Origin of the sequence: Serratia sp. BNK-12 (genome assembly GCF_047456085.1) — a bacterium.
GTDB classification, from domain to species: domain Bacteria; phylum Pseudomonadota; class Gammaproteobacteria; order Enterobacterales; family Enterobacteriaceae; genus Serratia; species Serratia liquefaciens.
In genome coordinates this window covers 2,841,792-2,857,766 of record NZ_CP179896.1, presented here as the reverse complement: position 1 = coordinate 2,857,766, position 15,975 = coordinate 2,841,792, and the positions used below count along the sequence as shown (strand labels likewise).

15 protein-coding genes are annotated in these 15,975 nt (G+C 55.7%); 11 read left to right on the top strand and 4 right to left on the bottom strand.

Annotation, left to right across the window (positions count from 1 at the left end; genetic code table 11):
• Positions 1-172: 172 nt before the first annotated feature.
• From arnB to ACMGG1_RS13065, 11 genes are all read left to right on the top strand, one after another.
• Complete coding sequence (arnB, locus tag ACMGG1_RS13115) at positions 173-1,327, top strand: UDP-4-amino-4-deoxy-L-arabinose aminotransferase (RefSeq protein ID WP_128865391.1); 1,155 nt, start codon at positions 173-175, stop codon at positions 1,325-1,327.
• Positions 1,314-2,294: an undecaprenyl-phosphate 4-deoxy-4-formamido-L-arabinose transferase gene (gene arnC, locus ACMGG1_RS13110; protein WP_414160718.1), complete on the top strand. Its 981-nt coding sequence runs from the start codon at positions 1,314-1,316 to the stop codon at positions 2,292-2,294. The genes arnB and arnC overlap by 14 nt, the downstream gene beginning before the upstream one ends.
• The gene (arnA, locus tag ACMGG1_RS13105; RefSeq protein WP_046375045.1) at positions 2,294-4,276 is read left to right on the top strand and encodes a bifunctional UDP-4-amino-4-deoxy-L-arabinose formyltransferase/UDP-glucuronic acid oxidase ArnA; all 1,983 of its coding nucleotides are present in this window, start codon (positions 2,294-2,296) and stop codon (positions 4,274-4,276) included. The genes arnC and arnA overlap by 1 nt, the downstream gene beginning before the upstream one ends.
• Positions 4,273-5,178 carry a 4-deoxy-4-formamido-L-arabinose-phosphoundecaprenol deformylase gene (gene arnD, locus ACMGG1_RS13100; RefSeq protein WP_020826631.1) on the top strand — a complete coding sequence of 302 codons (906 nt, stop codon included), beginning with the start codon at positions 4,273-4,275 and terminating at the stop codon, positions 5,176-5,178. The genes arnA and arnD overlap by 4 nt, the downstream gene beginning before the upstream one ends.
• On the top strand, positions 5,175-6,839 hold the full coding sequence (arnT, locus tag ACMGG1_RS13095) for a lipid IV(A) 4-amino-4-deoxy-L-arabinosyltransferase (RefSeq protein ID WP_128865392.1): 1,665 nt from the start codon (positions 5,175-5,177) through the stop codon (positions 6,837-6,839). The genes arnD and arnT overlap by 4 nt, the downstream gene beginning before the upstream one ends.
• The gene (gene arnE, locus ACMGG1_RS13090) at positions 6,836-7,183 is read left to right on the top strand and encodes a 4-amino-4-deoxy-L-arabinose-phosphoundecaprenol flippase subunit ArnE (protein ID WP_020826633.1); all 348 of its coding nucleotides are present in this window, start codon (positions 6,836-6,838) and stop codon (positions 7,181-7,183) included. Before arnT ends, arnE begins: the two co-directional genes overlap by 4 nt.
• Positions 7,180-7,569, top strand: a complete 390-nt coding sequence (gene arnF, locus ACMGG1_RS13085; RefSeq protein WP_414160717.1) for a 4-amino-4-deoxy-L-arabinose-phosphoundecaprenol flippase subunit ArnF — start codon at positions 7,180-7,182, stop codon at positions 7,567-7,569. The genes arnE and arnF overlap by 4 nt, the downstream gene beginning before the upstream one ends.
• 177 nt (positions 7,570-7,746) lie before the next feature.
• On the top strand, positions 7,747-8,211 hold the full coding sequence (locus tag ACMGG1_RS13080; protein ID WP_041414519.1) for an NlpC/P60 family protein: 465 nt from the start codon (positions 7,747-7,749) through the stop codon (positions 8,209-8,211).
• Between the two features lie 57 nt (positions 8,212-8,268).
• Positions 8,269-9,282: a lipoate--protein ligase A gene (locus ACMGG1_RS13075; RefSeq protein ID WP_122079077.1), complete on the top strand. Its 1,014-nt coding sequence runs from the start codon at positions 8,269-8,271 to the stop codon at positions 9,280-9,282.
• Positions 9,283-9,833: 551 nt separating this feature from the next.
• Positions 9,834-10,571, top strand: a complete 738-nt coding sequence (locus tag ACMGG1_RS13070) for an EAL domain-containing protein (RefSeq protein ID WP_122079080.1) — start codon at positions 9,834-9,836, stop codon at positions 10,569-10,571.
• A gap of 246 nt (positions 10,572-10,817) precedes the next feature.
• Positions 10,818-12,260 carry a protein adenylyltransferase SelO gene (locus ACMGG1_RS13065; protein ID WP_046373708.1) on the top strand — a complete coding sequence of 481 codons (1,443 nt, stop codon included), beginning with the start codon at positions 10,818-10,820 and terminating at the stop codon, positions 12,258-12,260.
• A gap of 55 nt (positions 12,261-12,315) precedes the next feature.
• Here ACMGG1_RS13065 and ACMGG1_RS13060 read toward each other — a convergent pair whose 3' ends face one another.
• From ACMGG1_RS13060 to ACMGG1_RS13045, 4 genes are read right to left on the bottom strand one after another with little or no spacing between them, the layout of a single operon-like run.
• Positions 12,316-13,101: a heme ABC transporter ATP-binding protein gene (locus ACMGG1_RS13060; protein ID WP_020826640.1), complete on the bottom strand. Its 786-nt coding sequence runs from the start codon at positions 13,099-13,101 to the stop codon at positions 12,316-12,318.
• On the bottom strand, positions 13,094-14,098 hold the full coding sequence (locus tag ACMGG1_RS13055) for a FecCD family ABC transporter permease (RefSeq protein ID WP_122079087.1): 1,005 nt from the start codon (positions 14,096-14,098) through the stop codon (positions 13,094-13,096). Before ACMGG1_RS13055 ends, ACMGG1_RS13060 begins: the two co-directional genes overlap by 8 nt.
• A complete protein-coding gene (locus tag ACMGG1_RS13050) occupies positions 14,098-14,928 on the bottom strand; it encodes a heme/hemin ABC transporter substrate-binding protein (RefSeq protein ID WP_020826642.1) in 831 nt (276 codons plus the stop codon). Before ACMGG1_RS13050 ends, ACMGG1_RS13055 begins: the two co-directional genes overlap by 1 nt.
• Positions 14,925-15,959 carry a hemin-degrading factor gene (locus ACMGG1_RS13045; protein WP_020826643.1) on the bottom strand — a complete coding sequence of 345 codons (1,035 nt, stop codon included), beginning with the start codon at positions 15,957-15,959 and terminating at the stop codon, positions 14,925-14,927. The genes ACMGG1_RS13050 and ACMGG1_RS13045 overlap by 4 nt, the downstream gene beginning before the upstream one ends.
• Positions 15,960-15,975 lie beyond the last annotated feature (16 nt).

Genomic DNA, 15,975 nt, shown 5'->3' with positions numbered 1-15,975 from the left:
CGCAAATCAGATAGTCCGCTGATAATTAATCTCGCCTTAAGGTTTAGTTAAGCTTGCGGCCGTACATTGGCAGTTAATCCACCGGGAACGATTCTCTCTGGCGTTTAATATTCGTTAAATAAAAGAGATCTACAGTGTCATTAAAAGAAATTTGATACGTTTGGGGTTAACTATGGATCAATTTTTACCTTTCTCACGCCCGGCGATCGGCGATGAAGAAATCGCGGCGGTAGAAAAGGTATTGCGTTCAGGGTGGATCACCACCGGACCGCAAAATCAGCAGTTGGAAAGTGAGTTTTGCGCCACCTTCGGCTGCAAACATGCGATTGCCGTTTGTTCCGCTACTGCAGGTATGCATATCACCCTGATGGCTCTGGGCATTGGTCCCGGCGATGAAGTCATCACTCCCTCACAAACTTGGGTTTCAACCCTCAACATGATTGAGTTGCTCGGCGCCACGCCGGTAATGATCGACGTTGACCGCGATACGTTGATGGTCAATGCCAGGGATGTTGAAGCCGCCATTACGACCAAAACCAAAGCCATTGTCCCAGTGCATTATGCTGGTGCGCCACTGCAAATGGATGCATTGCGAGACGTGGCCAAACGCCATAATCTGCCGCTGATTGAAGACGCCGCTCATGCGGTGGGTTCCCGTTACAACGGTGAATGGGTTGGCGCACAAGGAACGGCCATCTTCTCGTTCCACGCGATTAAAAACCTGACCTGTGCCGAAGGTGGCCTGATTGCCACCGACGACGATGTACTGGCGGATCGTCTGCGCTGTCTGAAGTTTCACGGTCTGGCCGTTGACGCTTTCGACCGTCAGCAACTGGGCCGCAAGCCGCAGGCCGAAGTGGTGGAACCGGGCTACAAATACAACCTTTCGGATATCCACGCGGCCATCGCCGTCGTACAGCTGGCGCGCCTGCCGCAGTTGAACGCCCGTCGTAAAGAGCTGGCACAGCGTTATCTCACCGCGCTGGAAGGTTCACCTTTCCTGCCGCTGGGGTTGCCTGATTATCCGCATGACCACGCCTGGCACCTGTTTATGGTGCGCGTTGACGCCGAGCGTTGCGGTATCGATCGCGACCAACTGATGGAACGCCTGAAAGAGGTGGGCATTGGTACCGGTCTGCATTTCCGTGCCGCGCATACCCAGAAGTTTTATCGCGACCGCTATCCGCAATTGTCCTTACCCAATACCGAATGGAACTCGGCGCGTTTGTGCACCTTGCCGCTATTCCCTGATATGACCGACGCTGATGTTGATCGCGTGGTCAAAGCCTTGTCTTCTGTTGTGGAGTCGTTACGTGTCTCGCGTTGAACCGATTAAAAAAGTTTCGGTGGTGATCCCGGTGTACAACGAGCTGGAAAGTCTACCTGCCTTGCTTGAACGTACCACCGCCGCCTGTAAACAGCTGGCCCAGCCCTATGAAATTATCCTGGTCGATGACGGCAGCAGCGACAATTCTGCCGATATGCTGACCGCTGCCGCCGAACAGCCCGGCAGTTGCGTCATTGCCGTATTGCTGAACCGCAACTATGGGCAGCACTCGGCAATCATGGCCGGTTTCAATCAGGTGAGCGGCGATCTGGTGATCACGCTGGATGCTGACTTGCAAAACCCGCCGGAAGAGATCCCGCGGTTGGTGCGGGTGGCGGAAGAGGGTTACGACGTGGTCGGCACTGTGCGCGCCAACCGTCAGGACTCCTGGTTCCGTAAAAGCGCCTCCCGCATCATCAATATGATGATCCAGCGCGCTACCGGTAAATCGATGGGCGACTATGGCTGCATGTTGCGCGCCTATCGCCGCCACATTATCGAAGCGATGCTGAACTGCCACGAGCGCAGCACCTTTATCCCGATCCTGGCGAATACCTTCGCCCGTCGTACTACTGAAATTGACGTGCTGCACGCTGAACGCGAGTTTGGCGACTCTAAATACAGCCTGATGAAGCTGATTAATCTGATGTACGACCTGATCACCTGTTTGACCACCACGCCGCTGCGTTTGCTGAGCGTAGTGGGCAGCGTGATTGCGCTTTCGGGTTTCGTGCTGGCGGTATTGCTGATCGCCCTGCGTTTGATCATGGGCCCTGAATGGGCGGGCGGCGGGGTGTTCACCCTGTTTGCCGTGCTGTTTTCCTTTATTGGCGCCCAATTTGTCGGCATGGGTCTGTTGGGAGAGTACATCGGTCGTATTTATACCGACGTGCGTGCTCGTCCTCGTTATTTTGTTCAGAAAGTGGTCGGTGAACAGCCGAACCACAATACTCAGGAAGAAGAATGATGAAAGCTATTGTATTTGCTTACCATGATATTGGCTGCGCAGGTCTGAAAGCGCTGACTGACGCAGGCTATGACGTTCAAGCAGTATTCACGCATACCGACGATCCTGGTGAGAACAACTTCTTCTCCTCCGTTGCCCGTGTGGGTGCAGAATTGGAGTTACCGGTCTATGCGCCGGAGGACGTTAACCACCCGCTGTGGATCGAACGCATTCGCCAGATGCAGCCGGACATTATTTTCTCCTTCTATTACCGTAATCTGCTGAGCGACGAGCTGCTGTCGCTGGCGCCGCTTGGCGGTTTCAACCTCCATGGTTCACTGCTGCCTCGCTACCGTGGCCGCGCACCGGTGAACTGGGCGCTGGTGAACGGCGAAACAGAAACCGGCGCTACGCTGCATAAAATGGTCAAGCGTCCGGACGCTGGCGATATCGTTGGTCAGCGCAAAGTGGCAATCGCCGCTGACGACACGGCGCTGACGCTGCACAAAAAAGTGCTGGAAGCCGCACAGTCATTGCTGAAGGACGAACTGCCGAAGCTGAAAAACGGCACGGCGACATTCAGTGCGCAAAACGAAGCCGAAGCCAGCTACTTTGGTCGCCGGACTGCGGCAGACGGTGAGATCCTGTGGCATAAATCGGCGCAGGAAATCAACAACCTGATCCGCGCAGTGACCGAACCTTATCCTGGCGCCTTCAGCTATCTCGGTCAGCGTAAATTGATTGTCTGGCGTGCTCGCGTGCTGGATGCGCAGCATGACAAGCAGCCTGGCACCGTGCTCAGTACTTCTCCGCTGGTCATTGCCTGCGGCGAAGGCGCACTGGAAATCGTTGCCGGTCAAAACGATGCCGGCCTGTACGTACAGGGTAGCCGTCTGGCGCAGGAAATGGGCATCGTCACCGACGTACGTCTGGCTGCCAAGCCCAACGCAGTGATGAAGCGCAGAACCCGCGTACTGATCCTCGGCGTTAACGGCTTTATCGGTAACCACCTGACCGAACGTCTGCTGCGTGACGATCGTTACGACATTTACGGTTTGGATATCGGTTCTGATGCCATCAGCCGTTTCCTGGATAACCCGCGCTTCCACTTTGTGGAAGGGGATATCAGCATCCATTCCGAGTGGATCGAGTATCACATCAAGAAATGTGATGTCGTTCTGCCGCTGGTGGCCATCGCCACGCCGATCGAGTACACCCGCAATCCACTGCGCGTGTTCGAGTTGGATTTTGAAGAAAACCTGAAAATCGTTCGTGACTGCGTAAAATACAACAAGCGCATCATCTTCCCGTCCACCTCCGAAGTGTACGGTATGTGCGACGACAAAGAGTTCGACGAAGATCATTCCCGCCTGATCGTCGGGCCAATCAACAAACAACGCTGGATTTACTCGGTGTCCAAGCAGCTGCTGGACCGAGTCATCTGGGCCTATGGTGCCAAAGAAGGGCTGAAGTTTACGCTGTTCCGTCCGTTTAACTGGATGGGGCCGCGCCTGGATAACCTGGATGCAGCGCGTATCGGTTCTTCCCGTGCCATCACCCAGTTGATCCTCAATCTGGTGGAAGGGTCGCCGATCAAACTGATGGACGGCGGGGCGCAAAAACGCTGCTTTACCGATATCAACGACGGTATTGAAGCGCTGTTCCGCATCATCGAAAACCGCGACGGCTTGTGCGATGGCCAAATCGTCAACATTGGTAATCCGACCAACGAGGCCAGCATCCGCGAACTGGCGGAAATGCTGCTCGAAAGCTTCAATAATCACCCGTTGCGCGACCGCTTCCCGCCGTTTGCCGGCTTTAAGGATGTCGAAAGCAGCAGCTATTACGGCAAGGGTTATCAGGACGTTGAGCACCGTACGCCAAGCATCAAAAATGCCCGTCGCCTGCTGGATTGGCAGCCGACCATCGCGATGCAGCAAACCGTTGCCGATACCTTGGACTACTTCTTGCGCACCACCGTTCAGGAAGGTGACGGTGCATGAAGAAAGTCGGTCTGCGAGTTGATGTAGATACTTTCAGCGGTACCCGTGAAGGGGTACCGCAGTTGCTGGAGTTGTTCGACAAGTACAACATTCAGGCCAGTTTCTTCTTCAGCGTAGGGCCGGACAATATGGGGCGCCATCTGTGGCGCCTTTTACGTCCGAAATTCCTGTGGAAAATGCTGCGATCGAACGCCGCGTCGCTGTACGGCTGGGATATTCTGCTGGCCGGCACCGCCTGGCCGGGGCGTAATATCGCCCGTGCCCTGGGGCCATTGATGAAACTCACCGCCCAGGCCGGGCATGAAGTGGGCCTGCACGCCTGGGATCATCAGGGCTGGCAGGCCAAGGTCGGCCGTTGGTCTGAGGCGCAGTTGACGCAACAGGTGCAGTTGGGTGTGGATGCGCTGACTGCCAGTACCGGGCTGCCGGTCAAATGCTCGGCCGTTGCCGGTTGGCGCGCGGACACACGGGTGCTGGAAGTGAAGCAGCGCTTCGGTTTTCACTACAACAGCGATTGTCGTGGTACCCATCCGTTCCGTCCGCTGTTAAGCGATGGCCGTGTGGGAACCGTGCAGATCCCGGTGACGTTACCGACCTTTGATGAGGTGATTGGCAGTGAAGTCAGCATGGCTGACTTCAACGATTACATTTTACGGGCGATTGAAAACGATCGCGGCGTGCCGGTTTATACCATTCATACCGAAGTTGAAGGTATGTCTCAGGCCGCCATGTTTGAGCAGTTACTGCAACGGGCGCAACGGCAGGGCATAGAATTCTGCCCGTTAAGCACCTTGTTGCCACAAGATTTGGCGTCATTGCCATTGGGCCGCGTCGAGCGTGCTCCTTTCCCTGGCCGCGAAGGTTGGCTGGGTTGTCAAACCGATGTGAAGGACGATTCATGAAGGCGCTAAAAGGATCCTGGGCCATTGTGTTGGCCATTTTTTTTGCTCTGGTTTACCTGATCCCCCTCAATGGTCGCCTGCTGTGGCAACCGGATGAAACTCGTTACGCCGAGATCAGCCGTGAAATGCTGCAACGCGGCGACTGGGTAGTGCCGCATCTGCTTGGGCTGCGTTATTTTGAAAAACCGGTTGCCGGATATTGGTTCAACAACATCAGCCAGTGGTTGTTTGGCGATACCAACTTCGCGGTGCGTTTTGGCTCGGTATTCAGCACCGGCATGACCGCCGTGCTGGTGTTCGCGCTGGCAATGCTGATGTGGCGCAACGCGCGCCGCGCCAGCCTGGCGACGTTGATTTTCCTGTCGATGGTGCTGGTGTTCAGCATCGGCACGTACAGCGTGCTGGATCCGATGATTTCCCTGTGGCTGGTGGCGGCCATGGTCAGTTATTACCTGACGCTGAAAGCCACCACGGTCAAGGGTAAAGTCGGCGGTTACGTGTTGCTGGGGCTGGCCTGCGGCATGGGCTTTATGACCAAGGGGTTCCTGGCGCTGGCGGTGCCGGTGATTGCGGTGATCCCGATAGTCATTCAGCAGCGGCGGATCAAGGATCTCTTGATCTACGGCCCGTTGGCGATCCTGACCGCGGTATTGCTTAGCCTGCCTTGGGCGCTGGCTATTGCTCAACGTGAGCCGGACTTCTGGAACTACTTCTTCTGGGTGGAGCATATTCAGCGTTTTGCCGAGGATAACGCCCAGCACAAAGCGCCGTTCTGGTATTACATCCCGATTTTGATGGCGGCGGTATTACCGTGGCTGGCGTTGTTGCCGGGATCTTTGCTTAAGGGTTGGCGTGAACGCGTCCAACGGCCGGAGCTGTTCTTCCTGCTGAGTTGGGTGATGATGCCGCTGATCTTTTTCAGCATCGCCAAAGGCAAACTGCCGACCTATATTTTGCCGTGCATGGCGCCGTTGGCGCTGTTGATGGCCGCTTACGCTGAGGATTATGCGGCAAGCCTACGCAGCAAAACTTTCAAGATCAACGCATTGCTGAACGGCTTATTTGGTCTGATTTGCGTGGTGGCGCTGCTGGTGCTGGGTTCAGGATTGCTGCCGAAGGTGAAGCTGTTTGGGGCACAAGAGTGGCCGAAGATCGTCATCGGCATTATTATGTTCGGCGGTTGGCTGTTCTTTGCCATAGTGTCGGCGCGTAATAACGCGCAACGCTGGCGCTGGGCAGCGGCTTGTCCGCTACTGCTGTGCTTGCTGGTGGGTTACGCCATTCCGCAGCAGGTCACTGACTCCAAGCTGCCGCAAAACTTTATCAGCGTAAATATGGCGCAGTTGGGCCATAGCCGTTACGTATTGACCGACAGCGCAGGGGTAGCGGCAGGGCTGGCCTGGGAGTTGAAGCGCAGCGATGTGCTGATGTTCAGCGAGAAAGGTGAGGTGGCTTATGGCCTGGCCTACCCGGATTCCCGCAGCCATTTCATCAGCGATGCCGATTTCCCGCAGTGGTTGGCCCAGGCGCGAAAACAGGGTGACGTCTCATTGGTATTGCAACTGTCGAGAGGGGATCACGTGCCGCAAACCTTACCGGCAGCGGATAAAGTGGTTGAGATGAACCGCTTAGCGCTGCTTTGGTATCAACAGCAGCCATGATAGTCGGGTACTTGTTGGTGCTGGTGGTCAGCCTGCTCACCTGCGGTGGGCAGCTGTGCCAGAAACAAGCGGCCCAGAGTTGGCAATTGCCCCCCGACGTCAGACGGGGGGTGACGCTGCGCTGGCTGCTTCTGGCGGTGTTTTTGCTGGGGTTGGGCATGGCGGTCTGGCTCAACGTGCTGCAGCGCTTGCCGCTCAGCCTGGCTTATCCGACGCTCAGCCTGAATTTTGTGTTGGTGACATTAGCTGCCCGGTGGTTGTTTAACGAACCCACCACCGCACGTCATTGGTACGGCGTGGCGTCGATCATGTTGGGGATCCTGCTGATGAGTATCAATCCATGAGGGGCTACGCCTGGGGCGCGGCCAGCGTACTCTTGGTCACGCTGGCGCAGCTACTGATGAAGTGGGGTATGGCGCAGATCCCATTGATGTCGTTTGCCGACGTGACGTTAGGCCTGTTTGCTCAGTATTGGGTGCCGCTACTGGCGGTCAGCGGTGGTATCTTCGGTTATGCGTTGTCCATGCTGTGCTGGTTCTTCGCGCTGCACCATCTGCCACTAAACCGCGCTTACCCACTGCTGAGCGTGAGCTATGCGCTGGTGTACCTGGCCGCGGTGATCCTGCCGTGGTTTAACGAATCCGCCACCCTGTTGAAAACGTTGGGAACGCTGTTTATCCTGTTTGGCGTGTGGCTGATTAACAGCCAGGCCAAGGTAAAAACGCCTTAATAGCGCAAAAAGTGGCGCCAATGCGATTATCTCCTTCACCGTGCTTGCCTTTTTCCCCTGCAGGGGGATAAATTAGCCCCAAATAGCGCTTTCCTTACGTGGTGCCGGCTTTGCCTCGCAGGCGGTATGCTTTTACCGGACGGCATGATGCGGCAACGTGTTCAATGAAGGGATATTATGCGGATGCGTATTTGGTTTTTATTAGCCAGTTTAATTCTTGCCGGTTGTAGCAGTCATGCACCGCCGCCGAGCGGTCGGCTGGCGGACTCTATCGTGGTGGTGGCTCAGTTGAATGAGCAACTGCGTCAATGGTACGGCGCACCTTATCGTTATGGTGGGGTGGATCGCGGCGGCGTTGACTGTTCCGGTTTCGTTTATCGCACCTTCCGCGACCGTTTCGATATGCAACTACCTCGTTCGACGGTGGAACAAACCTCGCTGGGAACCAAAGTCTCGCGTGATGAGCTGATGCCGGGCGATCTGGTGTTTTTCAAAACTGGCGGCGGTGAGAACGGTTTGCACGTTGGCATTTATGATACCAACGATCAGTTTATTCATGCCTCCACCAGCCGTGGCGTGATGCGATCCTCGCTGGACAATGTGTATTGGAAAAAAGCCTACTGGCAGGCGCGGCGAATTTAATCTTAAGCTGTTGATTTGGTGTATTATGGCGGCATCACGTGCTTAGCGGGGACCGCCATGAATAACTTACGCTTACTGATTTCCGATTCTTACGACCCCTGGTTCAATCTGGCCGTGGAAGAGTGCATCTTCCGCGAAATGACCACGCAGAAAATCCTGTTCTTATGGCGCAATGCCGAAACGGTGGTCATAGGCCAGTCACAAAACCCATGGAAAGAGTGCAACACCCGGCGAATGGAGCAGGACGGCATTCGCCTGGCGCGTCGTAGCAGCGGCGGTGGAGCGGTATTCCACGATCTGGGCAACACCTGTTTTACCTTTATGGCGGGCAAACCGGGTTACGACAAAACTCTTTCCACCGGTATCATTCTGCAGGCGTTGGCCCAGTTGGGTATTTCTGCCACGGCATCGGGCCGCAATGATCTGGTGATCGAAACGCCGGAAGGCGTGCGTAAAATCTCCGGCTCGGCCTATCGGGAAACCCAGGATCGCGGGTTCCACCATGGCACCTTATTACTGAATGCCGATCTTAACCGTCTGGCGGATTATCTTAATCCGGATCCCAAAAAGCTGCAGGCCAAGGGCATCACCTCGGTACGCTCCCGGGTGGCCAACCTGGTGGAATTTAAACCTGACATCAGCCACCAGCAGGTCTGCGATGCGGTGACTCAGGCATTCTTTGACTACTATGGCGAGACCGCTACGGCGGAAATCATCTCACCGGATGTCTATCCCGACCTGCCGGATTTCGCCGCGCAGTTTGCCAAACAGAGCAGTTGGGAATGGAATTTCGGCAAGGCGCCGGCATTTAGCCATTTACTGAACGAACGCTTTGTCTGGGGTGGGGTGGATATCTTCTTTGACGTAGAAAAGGGGCAGATCTGCCGGGCGCAGATTTTTACCGACAGCCTGAGTCCGGCACCGCTGCAGCGTTTGGCAGAGATGCTGGTGGGTTGCGCTTACCGCAGTGAAGCCTTGGCTGAGTGCTGCGACAAACTGATTGCTCAGTTCCCGGAGCAGGCTACCGAGTTAGCCGAGCTGCGGCAATGGCTGGTCGAAACGATCAAATAACAACCACGCTTTAAATATCAAGGGATGACGGTGTCATCCTTTTTTTATGCCGCAAGTTTGCGCCGCTTTATTGTTTTTATCGGCTTTCTGCTGCCGAAAGCCACCTCAATAGTGGGTAGCATGAATTTCCAATAAAGCAAGGTGGGCATTTTTTTGCTGTTTCAATGCAAAGAATAACGTACGGAATTGATGCGTTATTAAATTTAATCAGTTTGCGGCGCGCTTGCGCTTGTGCAGATTTCATGCTTAATTGATATTTAGATATGTTTAAGAATTTCTTTAATGAAAACAATAGCGATAAGCCAAATTTTCAGTGTGACTATATTACTTAACCTAAATATGGCTTAAATTTAGTGGGGTTTCGCCAACTCTGTCTTAAGCCAAATTGTTTTTGATACCGTGCCAAGTGGACGCAACATAGCTTTAATCTATCAATTAAATGATAAGTTATCACTAATTGCATTGATATTTCCGATTAATCTCAGAGGGATTGATCGATAAAATATATTGATATACGATGAGATGCTCGCCATTCAGCCTGTGGCATTGAAATGAAAATACAATTCGAAGCTGACTTTATTAGTAGCTATGTTTTTCAACCTGTTTACTCAATGGAGGGCAGGCTGTTAGCGGTAGAAATTTTGAACCGCTTTAATAGTCTGGACGGTGATTTGGCTATGCCGGCTGACATTGGGATTAATTTACTGACCGCTGAGCAAAAGATTGAGTTATTTAATGAGCAATTGAAACTGGCAGAACAGAATGCCGCCTGGTTTGTCGAAAACGACGTTTTGTTGACGCTTAATATTGAAGAAACCCTGGTCGATTTGATTCTCGCTGACGGCCAACTCTGTGACCGTATCAGGCAATGGCCATTTATTGCTTTCGAAATCAGTGAGGGTTTTCCGAATCTTTCGGCCGGCAAAAACAATCCAAAGATCCTCCGGCTGAGCGAATTGTTTTCGCTGTGGTTGGATGATTTCGGCTCCGGCCAGGCGACCCTGACCGCCTTGTATGATGGGTTGTTCGACTACGTCAAGATCGACAAGCGTTTTTACTGGCAGTTGTTTACCCATCAGGGATATGACGTGGTCATTGACTCGCTATTAAAAAATATCAATTTGCTGTGCAAAGGTGTGATCGTAGGAGGAATAGAGAAAAGGGAATATTTTAATAAGCTCAGACACGCCGGGGTTTTTGGCCTGCAAGGTTTTTTATGGCCCAGCGTTGGTGTGGACAATCTGGCAGCGTTACGGGTAACACCCGATGAGTTCAATAACAATAATTGAGAGTACAACACACAACGGAGCCAATAATGGACTGGATGATGTCAGATGTGATTCCGGCGCTGTTATTCATTATGATTTTCTCGCCGATCGGGTATTTTCCCGCTCAGCGTAAAAAGGCATTCAAACCGTATCGGCATAAACGCTGATCCCCGCATCTGCCCAGGTATCAGGCAGATGCGTTCTCCCTGCATTTCCTCTGTGTTAATCGCCCCGTTCAAGCTCTACACTAGGTGCAACGGAGGGCCTATGCCGCAGTTTGAAAACGCTTACCAACATCAGTTAGCCGGTTTTTATACCGAATTGAATCCCACTCCGCTGAAAGGCGCTCGTTTGCTGTATCACAGCGAACCGCTGGCACGCGAACTGGGGCTGGACGAAAGCTGGTTTACCCAGGACAAAACCCCGATTTGGGCGGGTGAGAAACTGTTGCCGGGCATGCGACCGCTGGCGCAGGTTTACAGTGGCCATCAGTTCGGCGTTTGGGCCGGGCAGTTGGGGGATGGCCGGGGCATTTTGCTGGGTGAACAACGCCTGGCGGATGGCCGCAGCATGGACTGGCACCTGAAAGGGGCGGGATTGACGCCTTATTCACGCATGGGCGACGGGCGTGCGGTACTGCGTTCGGCGATCCGTGAGTTCCTCGCCTCCGAGGCACTGCACCATCTGGGCATTCCAACCACCCGTGCGCTGACCATTGTGACCAGTGAAGAGCCGGTTTATCGTGAGCAACCTGAGCGTGGAGCGATGTTGCTACGCGTAGCGGAAAGCCACGTGCGTTTCGGCCACTTTGAGCATTTTTATTACCGCAAGCAGCCGGAACAGGTGCAGCAGCTGGCCGATTTTGTCATTGCCCGTCACTGGCCGCAGTTGCAAGATCAGGCGGAGGGTTACTTACTGTGGTTTACCGACGTGGTTGAGCGCACTGCGCGGCTCATCGCCCATTGGCAGACCGTCGGTTTCGCTCACGGCGTAATGAACACCGATAACATGTCGATTCTGGGTCTTACCATCGACTATGGCCCTTATGGCTTCCTCGACGACTACAAGCCCGACTATATTTGCAACCACTCTGATCATCAGGGGCGCTATGCCTTCGATAATCAACCGGCGGTGGCGCTGTGGAACCTCCATCGGCTGGCACAGACCCTGTCCGGGCTGATGAGTACGGAACAGCTGCAGCAGGCGCTGGCAGCCTATGAACCGGCCCTGATGCGCGCTTACGGGGAACAGATGCGCGCCAAGCTCGGCTTCTTCACCCAATCGCAGCAGGATAACGATTTGCTCACCGGGTTGCTGAGCCTGATGGCGCAAGAAGGCCGGGACTATAGCCGAACTTTCCGCTTGTTAAGTCATACCGAACAGCAACAGGCGCAGTCGCCGCTGCGTGATGAATTTATCGATCGCGCTGCGTTCGACGGTTGGTACCAACAATACCGCCAGCGCTTGCAGCAAGAACAGGTGAGCGACGCTGAGCGTCAACAGGCGATGAAGGCGGTGAATCCGAAGCTGATCCTGCGCAACTATCTGGCGCAGCAGGCGATTGAAAGTGCCGAACGGGATGATGTCAGCAAACTGGCGCGCCTGCATCAGGCCTTGTTGACGCCGTTTGCTGACGCGCCGGAATATGACGATCTCGCCGCATTGCCGCCGGATTGGGGCAAGCATCTGGAGATATCCTGCTCGAGTTAACTGCACTGAAATGAAAGGATGACGGGCGCGGCGGGTACCGCGCCCGGTACTGCCACTACTGGCGTAAATACACCTGCGGTAACGCCACTTCCGGGTGATGTACTACCCCCAAATCTGCCTGATACCAGCGGGTGAGTATTTCCGCCTGCAACACCTCCTGCGGCGTACCCGAGGCGACCAATTGCCCCTGATGCAGCAATAAAATGCGGTCGGCATACAGCGCGGCCAGGTTGAGGTCATGCAGCACGCAGCACACCGCGATCGGCTGTTGGCGCGTAAGCGTGCGCAGCAACCTCAGCGTATGTTGCTGGTGGTAGAGATCCAGTGCCGAAGTCGGTTCGTCAAGGAACAGCCAGGACGGGGTGGGCTGTGGCTGCCAAAGTTGTGCCAGCACGCGGGCCAACTGTACCCGTTGCTGCTCGCCGCCGGAAAGCTGGCGATAATCGCGTTGGGCCAGTTCAAGGCAGTCGGTTTGCGCCATCACCTGTTGCACCGCGTGCCGTGCATCGCGTTTGCCGTGCGGTGCCCGTCCCATGCTGACCACTTCCTCCACGGTAAAAGGAAAGGCCAAATCACTGTGTTGGCGCATCACCGCGCGTACCTTCGCCAACTGCTGCGGTTGCCACTGTTCTAACGGTCGTCCCAGTAGCTGACATTCGCCGCAACCCGGAGCCAGATAGCCGGTTAACAAGCGCAACAACGTAGACTTACCTGCGCCGTTTGGCCCGATTATTGCCACCATTTCGCCGCTGGCGATACTGAGCGAAACGTCGTTTATCAGCCGACGTGAACCCAGGCTGTAACGTAATTGCTGCGCCGTCAGGCTTGAGGAGTTATCCACCCACACGCTCCCGCTGGCGCATCACCAGCCATAAGAAGTAAGGCCCGCCGATCAGGCTGGTCATCAACCCGACCGGCATTTCCGCCGGTGCTACCAGGGTGCGTGCCAGCGTATCGCTGACCAACAGCAGGCAGGCACCGCCCAACGCGGAGCAGGGCAACAGCCAGCGGTGGTCGCCGCCGAGGCGCATGCGTACCAGGTGCGGCACCACCAGACCGATAAAGCCAATCACGCCGCTCATCGCCACCGAGGCGCCAATCAACAAGGCGCTAAGCAACAGCAGTTGCAGCTTGGCGCGCTGGACGTTGACCCCGAGGTAATGTGCTTCTTCGTCCCCCAGTTGCAACAGATTCAAGCGACGCGCCTGTAATAGGGTCAGTAAGGTGGTCGGCAGGATCAGGGAAGCGCACACCACCAGCGTCGGCCATTGCGACTGGCTAAGGCTGCCCATCATCCACAGCGAGAACTGACGCAGCTGTTGGTCGTTGCTGAGGTAAGACAGCACGCCAATCGCCGCCATGCACAGGGCGTTGATGGCAATCCCCGCCAGCAGCAGGCGCGACAGGCTGCCGTGGCCGCTGCGGCTGATACCGTAGATCAACAGCGACACCAGCATGCTGCCGAGGAACGCCGCCAGCATATGGCCATACAGGGCAATCACCGGAGGCAACGCCAGAGGCATCACGATAATCAGCGCGACAAACAGCGCGCCGCCGCTGCTGATGCCCAGCAGGCTCGGGTCAGCCAGCGGGTTGCGAAACAACCCTTGCATCACGGCACCAGATACCGCTAATGCACAGCCGATCACCACCGCCAGCAGTACGCGCGGCAGACGGATATTTAGCCAGATATGCCAGGCGGTGTCGCTGAACGGCTGTTGCCACAGAGTGCGAAACGACAGGGGCAATGCCCCCATATTGGCGGCACCCAGCGCCAGCAGCGCCAGTAACACCAGCAGGCCGGCAATCGCCACGCGTGGGGAAGTGCGACTGCGCATTACTTTTGCTCCGCCGCGTGGCGTAGTTTGGCCAACGCCGCCGGCGTTTCCAGCCCAAAGCCCAGCAGCGCCATATCGTCAACCACCAGCACGCGGTGGTTTTTCCCCGCTGGCGTGAGCGCGACGCCCGGCAAGTTCCACAATTGTTGTTGGCCACCGAGCGTTTTTATGCCGTCAGTGGTGACCAACAGCAGATCGGGCGCGCTGGCGATCACGCCTTCCTGCGACAGGGGACGATAGCGACTGAATCCCTGCATCGCATTCTTCAAACCGGCTGCCGTGATGACCGCGTCGGCGGCGGTGTGTTGCCCGGCGGCCATCGGTGTAATCCCCCCGTGGCTCATGACGAACAGGACCTTGACCGGCAGAGCATCGGTTTTCACCGCCGCCAGCTGTTGCTGATACCGTTCGCTCAGCTTTTTGCCTTGCTCGGTACGCTGCAACGCATTGGCGATTACCTCGATTTTCTCCGGCACGCTTTGCAACGTGGTATCGCCCGGAATGCGTACGACCTTAACGCCGCTTTCTTCCAGCTGTTTGAGCACCAGCGCCGGTTCGGCCAGTTCGGTCGTCAGCACCAGCGAAGGTTTCAACGCCAGAATACCTTCGGCATTAAGCTGACGCATGTAGCCGACATCCGGCAGCTTTTTGACGGCTTCAGGTTGCAGACTGGTACTGTCGCGCGCAATCACTTCATCGCCCGCGCCGAGTGCGAATGCAATTTCGGTGACGTCACCGCCTATCGAGACAATACGTTCCGCCGCCGCAGCGGAGAAGGGTAACGCCAGCGCAATGCACAACGCCAGGCGACGGGTCAATGAGGGTTTCATGCGGCAATGTCCTTGGGTTCAAGCGCGGCAACCTGCTCACGCCACTGGGTTTGTTCCGGCTGGCCTTCGGTACGCTGGCCGTAAAGCTGGGCGATTTGCGTGCCGTCCGCGGCAAACAGCTCCAGGCTGGTGACAAACCCGTCTTTGGTTGGCTTGCGGGTGATCCAGCTTTCGGCAATTGCGTCTTCGATCAGGTGCAGGGTGAAACGACGGTTAAACACGTTAATCCAGCCTTCCTGCGGCATCAGACGCTCGATCTGACCGGTGAAGATCTGCACGCAGCCACGGTTGCCGACAAAAATCATGATTTCGTTTTGCAGGCCCAGCGCTGCGTTGAGCAACTGGGACAGGGCGCTGTTATCCACCCGGTAGGCCAAATCGTTGCCGACGGCCTTGAAGGCCTGCTGACGCGTCAGCTTATTGCGACTTAACAACTGGAAGAACTGGTGAACGTCGGTCATTTCACGCCATTCGCGGTCGATCTTTTCGTTGTCCGGTGCGGCGTTACTGACGGTGGCGTCCGGGGCTTTCAGTGCCAACGCCGGGTTTTCTGCACTCAGGTGGCGTTCCACCAGCGCCATCCAGGCGGCCAGGTCGGTTTCGTCGGTGGTGTACACCTTATGCAACGCATCACCCTGATGATCGAAGAACTGAATGCTGTGACGCACACCGCGCTTGTTGGTTTCGCTCATGGCGAAGGCGCTGGCCCATTGGTTGAGGAACAGCCGCAAATCCAATTCGCGTGGGTTGAGGATCAGACCCGCGTGGCCGTTCAGATGCTGGTTGAGGTAGCGCCCCATCTGCTCGTGCACCGCGTAGCTGTTACGGGTGATGGATTTGGTGACGCCAACCTGCTCCAGCTCGGTCAGCAGGGTGCGGGCATCGGCCTGCAGACGACGAGTATCCTGACCGACGCGAGCATGGGTCAGTTCTGCTTCGCTGACGCCAAGCAGCTCGGCCAGATCGCGTGCGTATTTGCCTGGGTTATCAATTTTTGCCTGCTGGTAGCGTTGGTAGAGGGTATTGCTCATTGATAGTTCTCCTGTG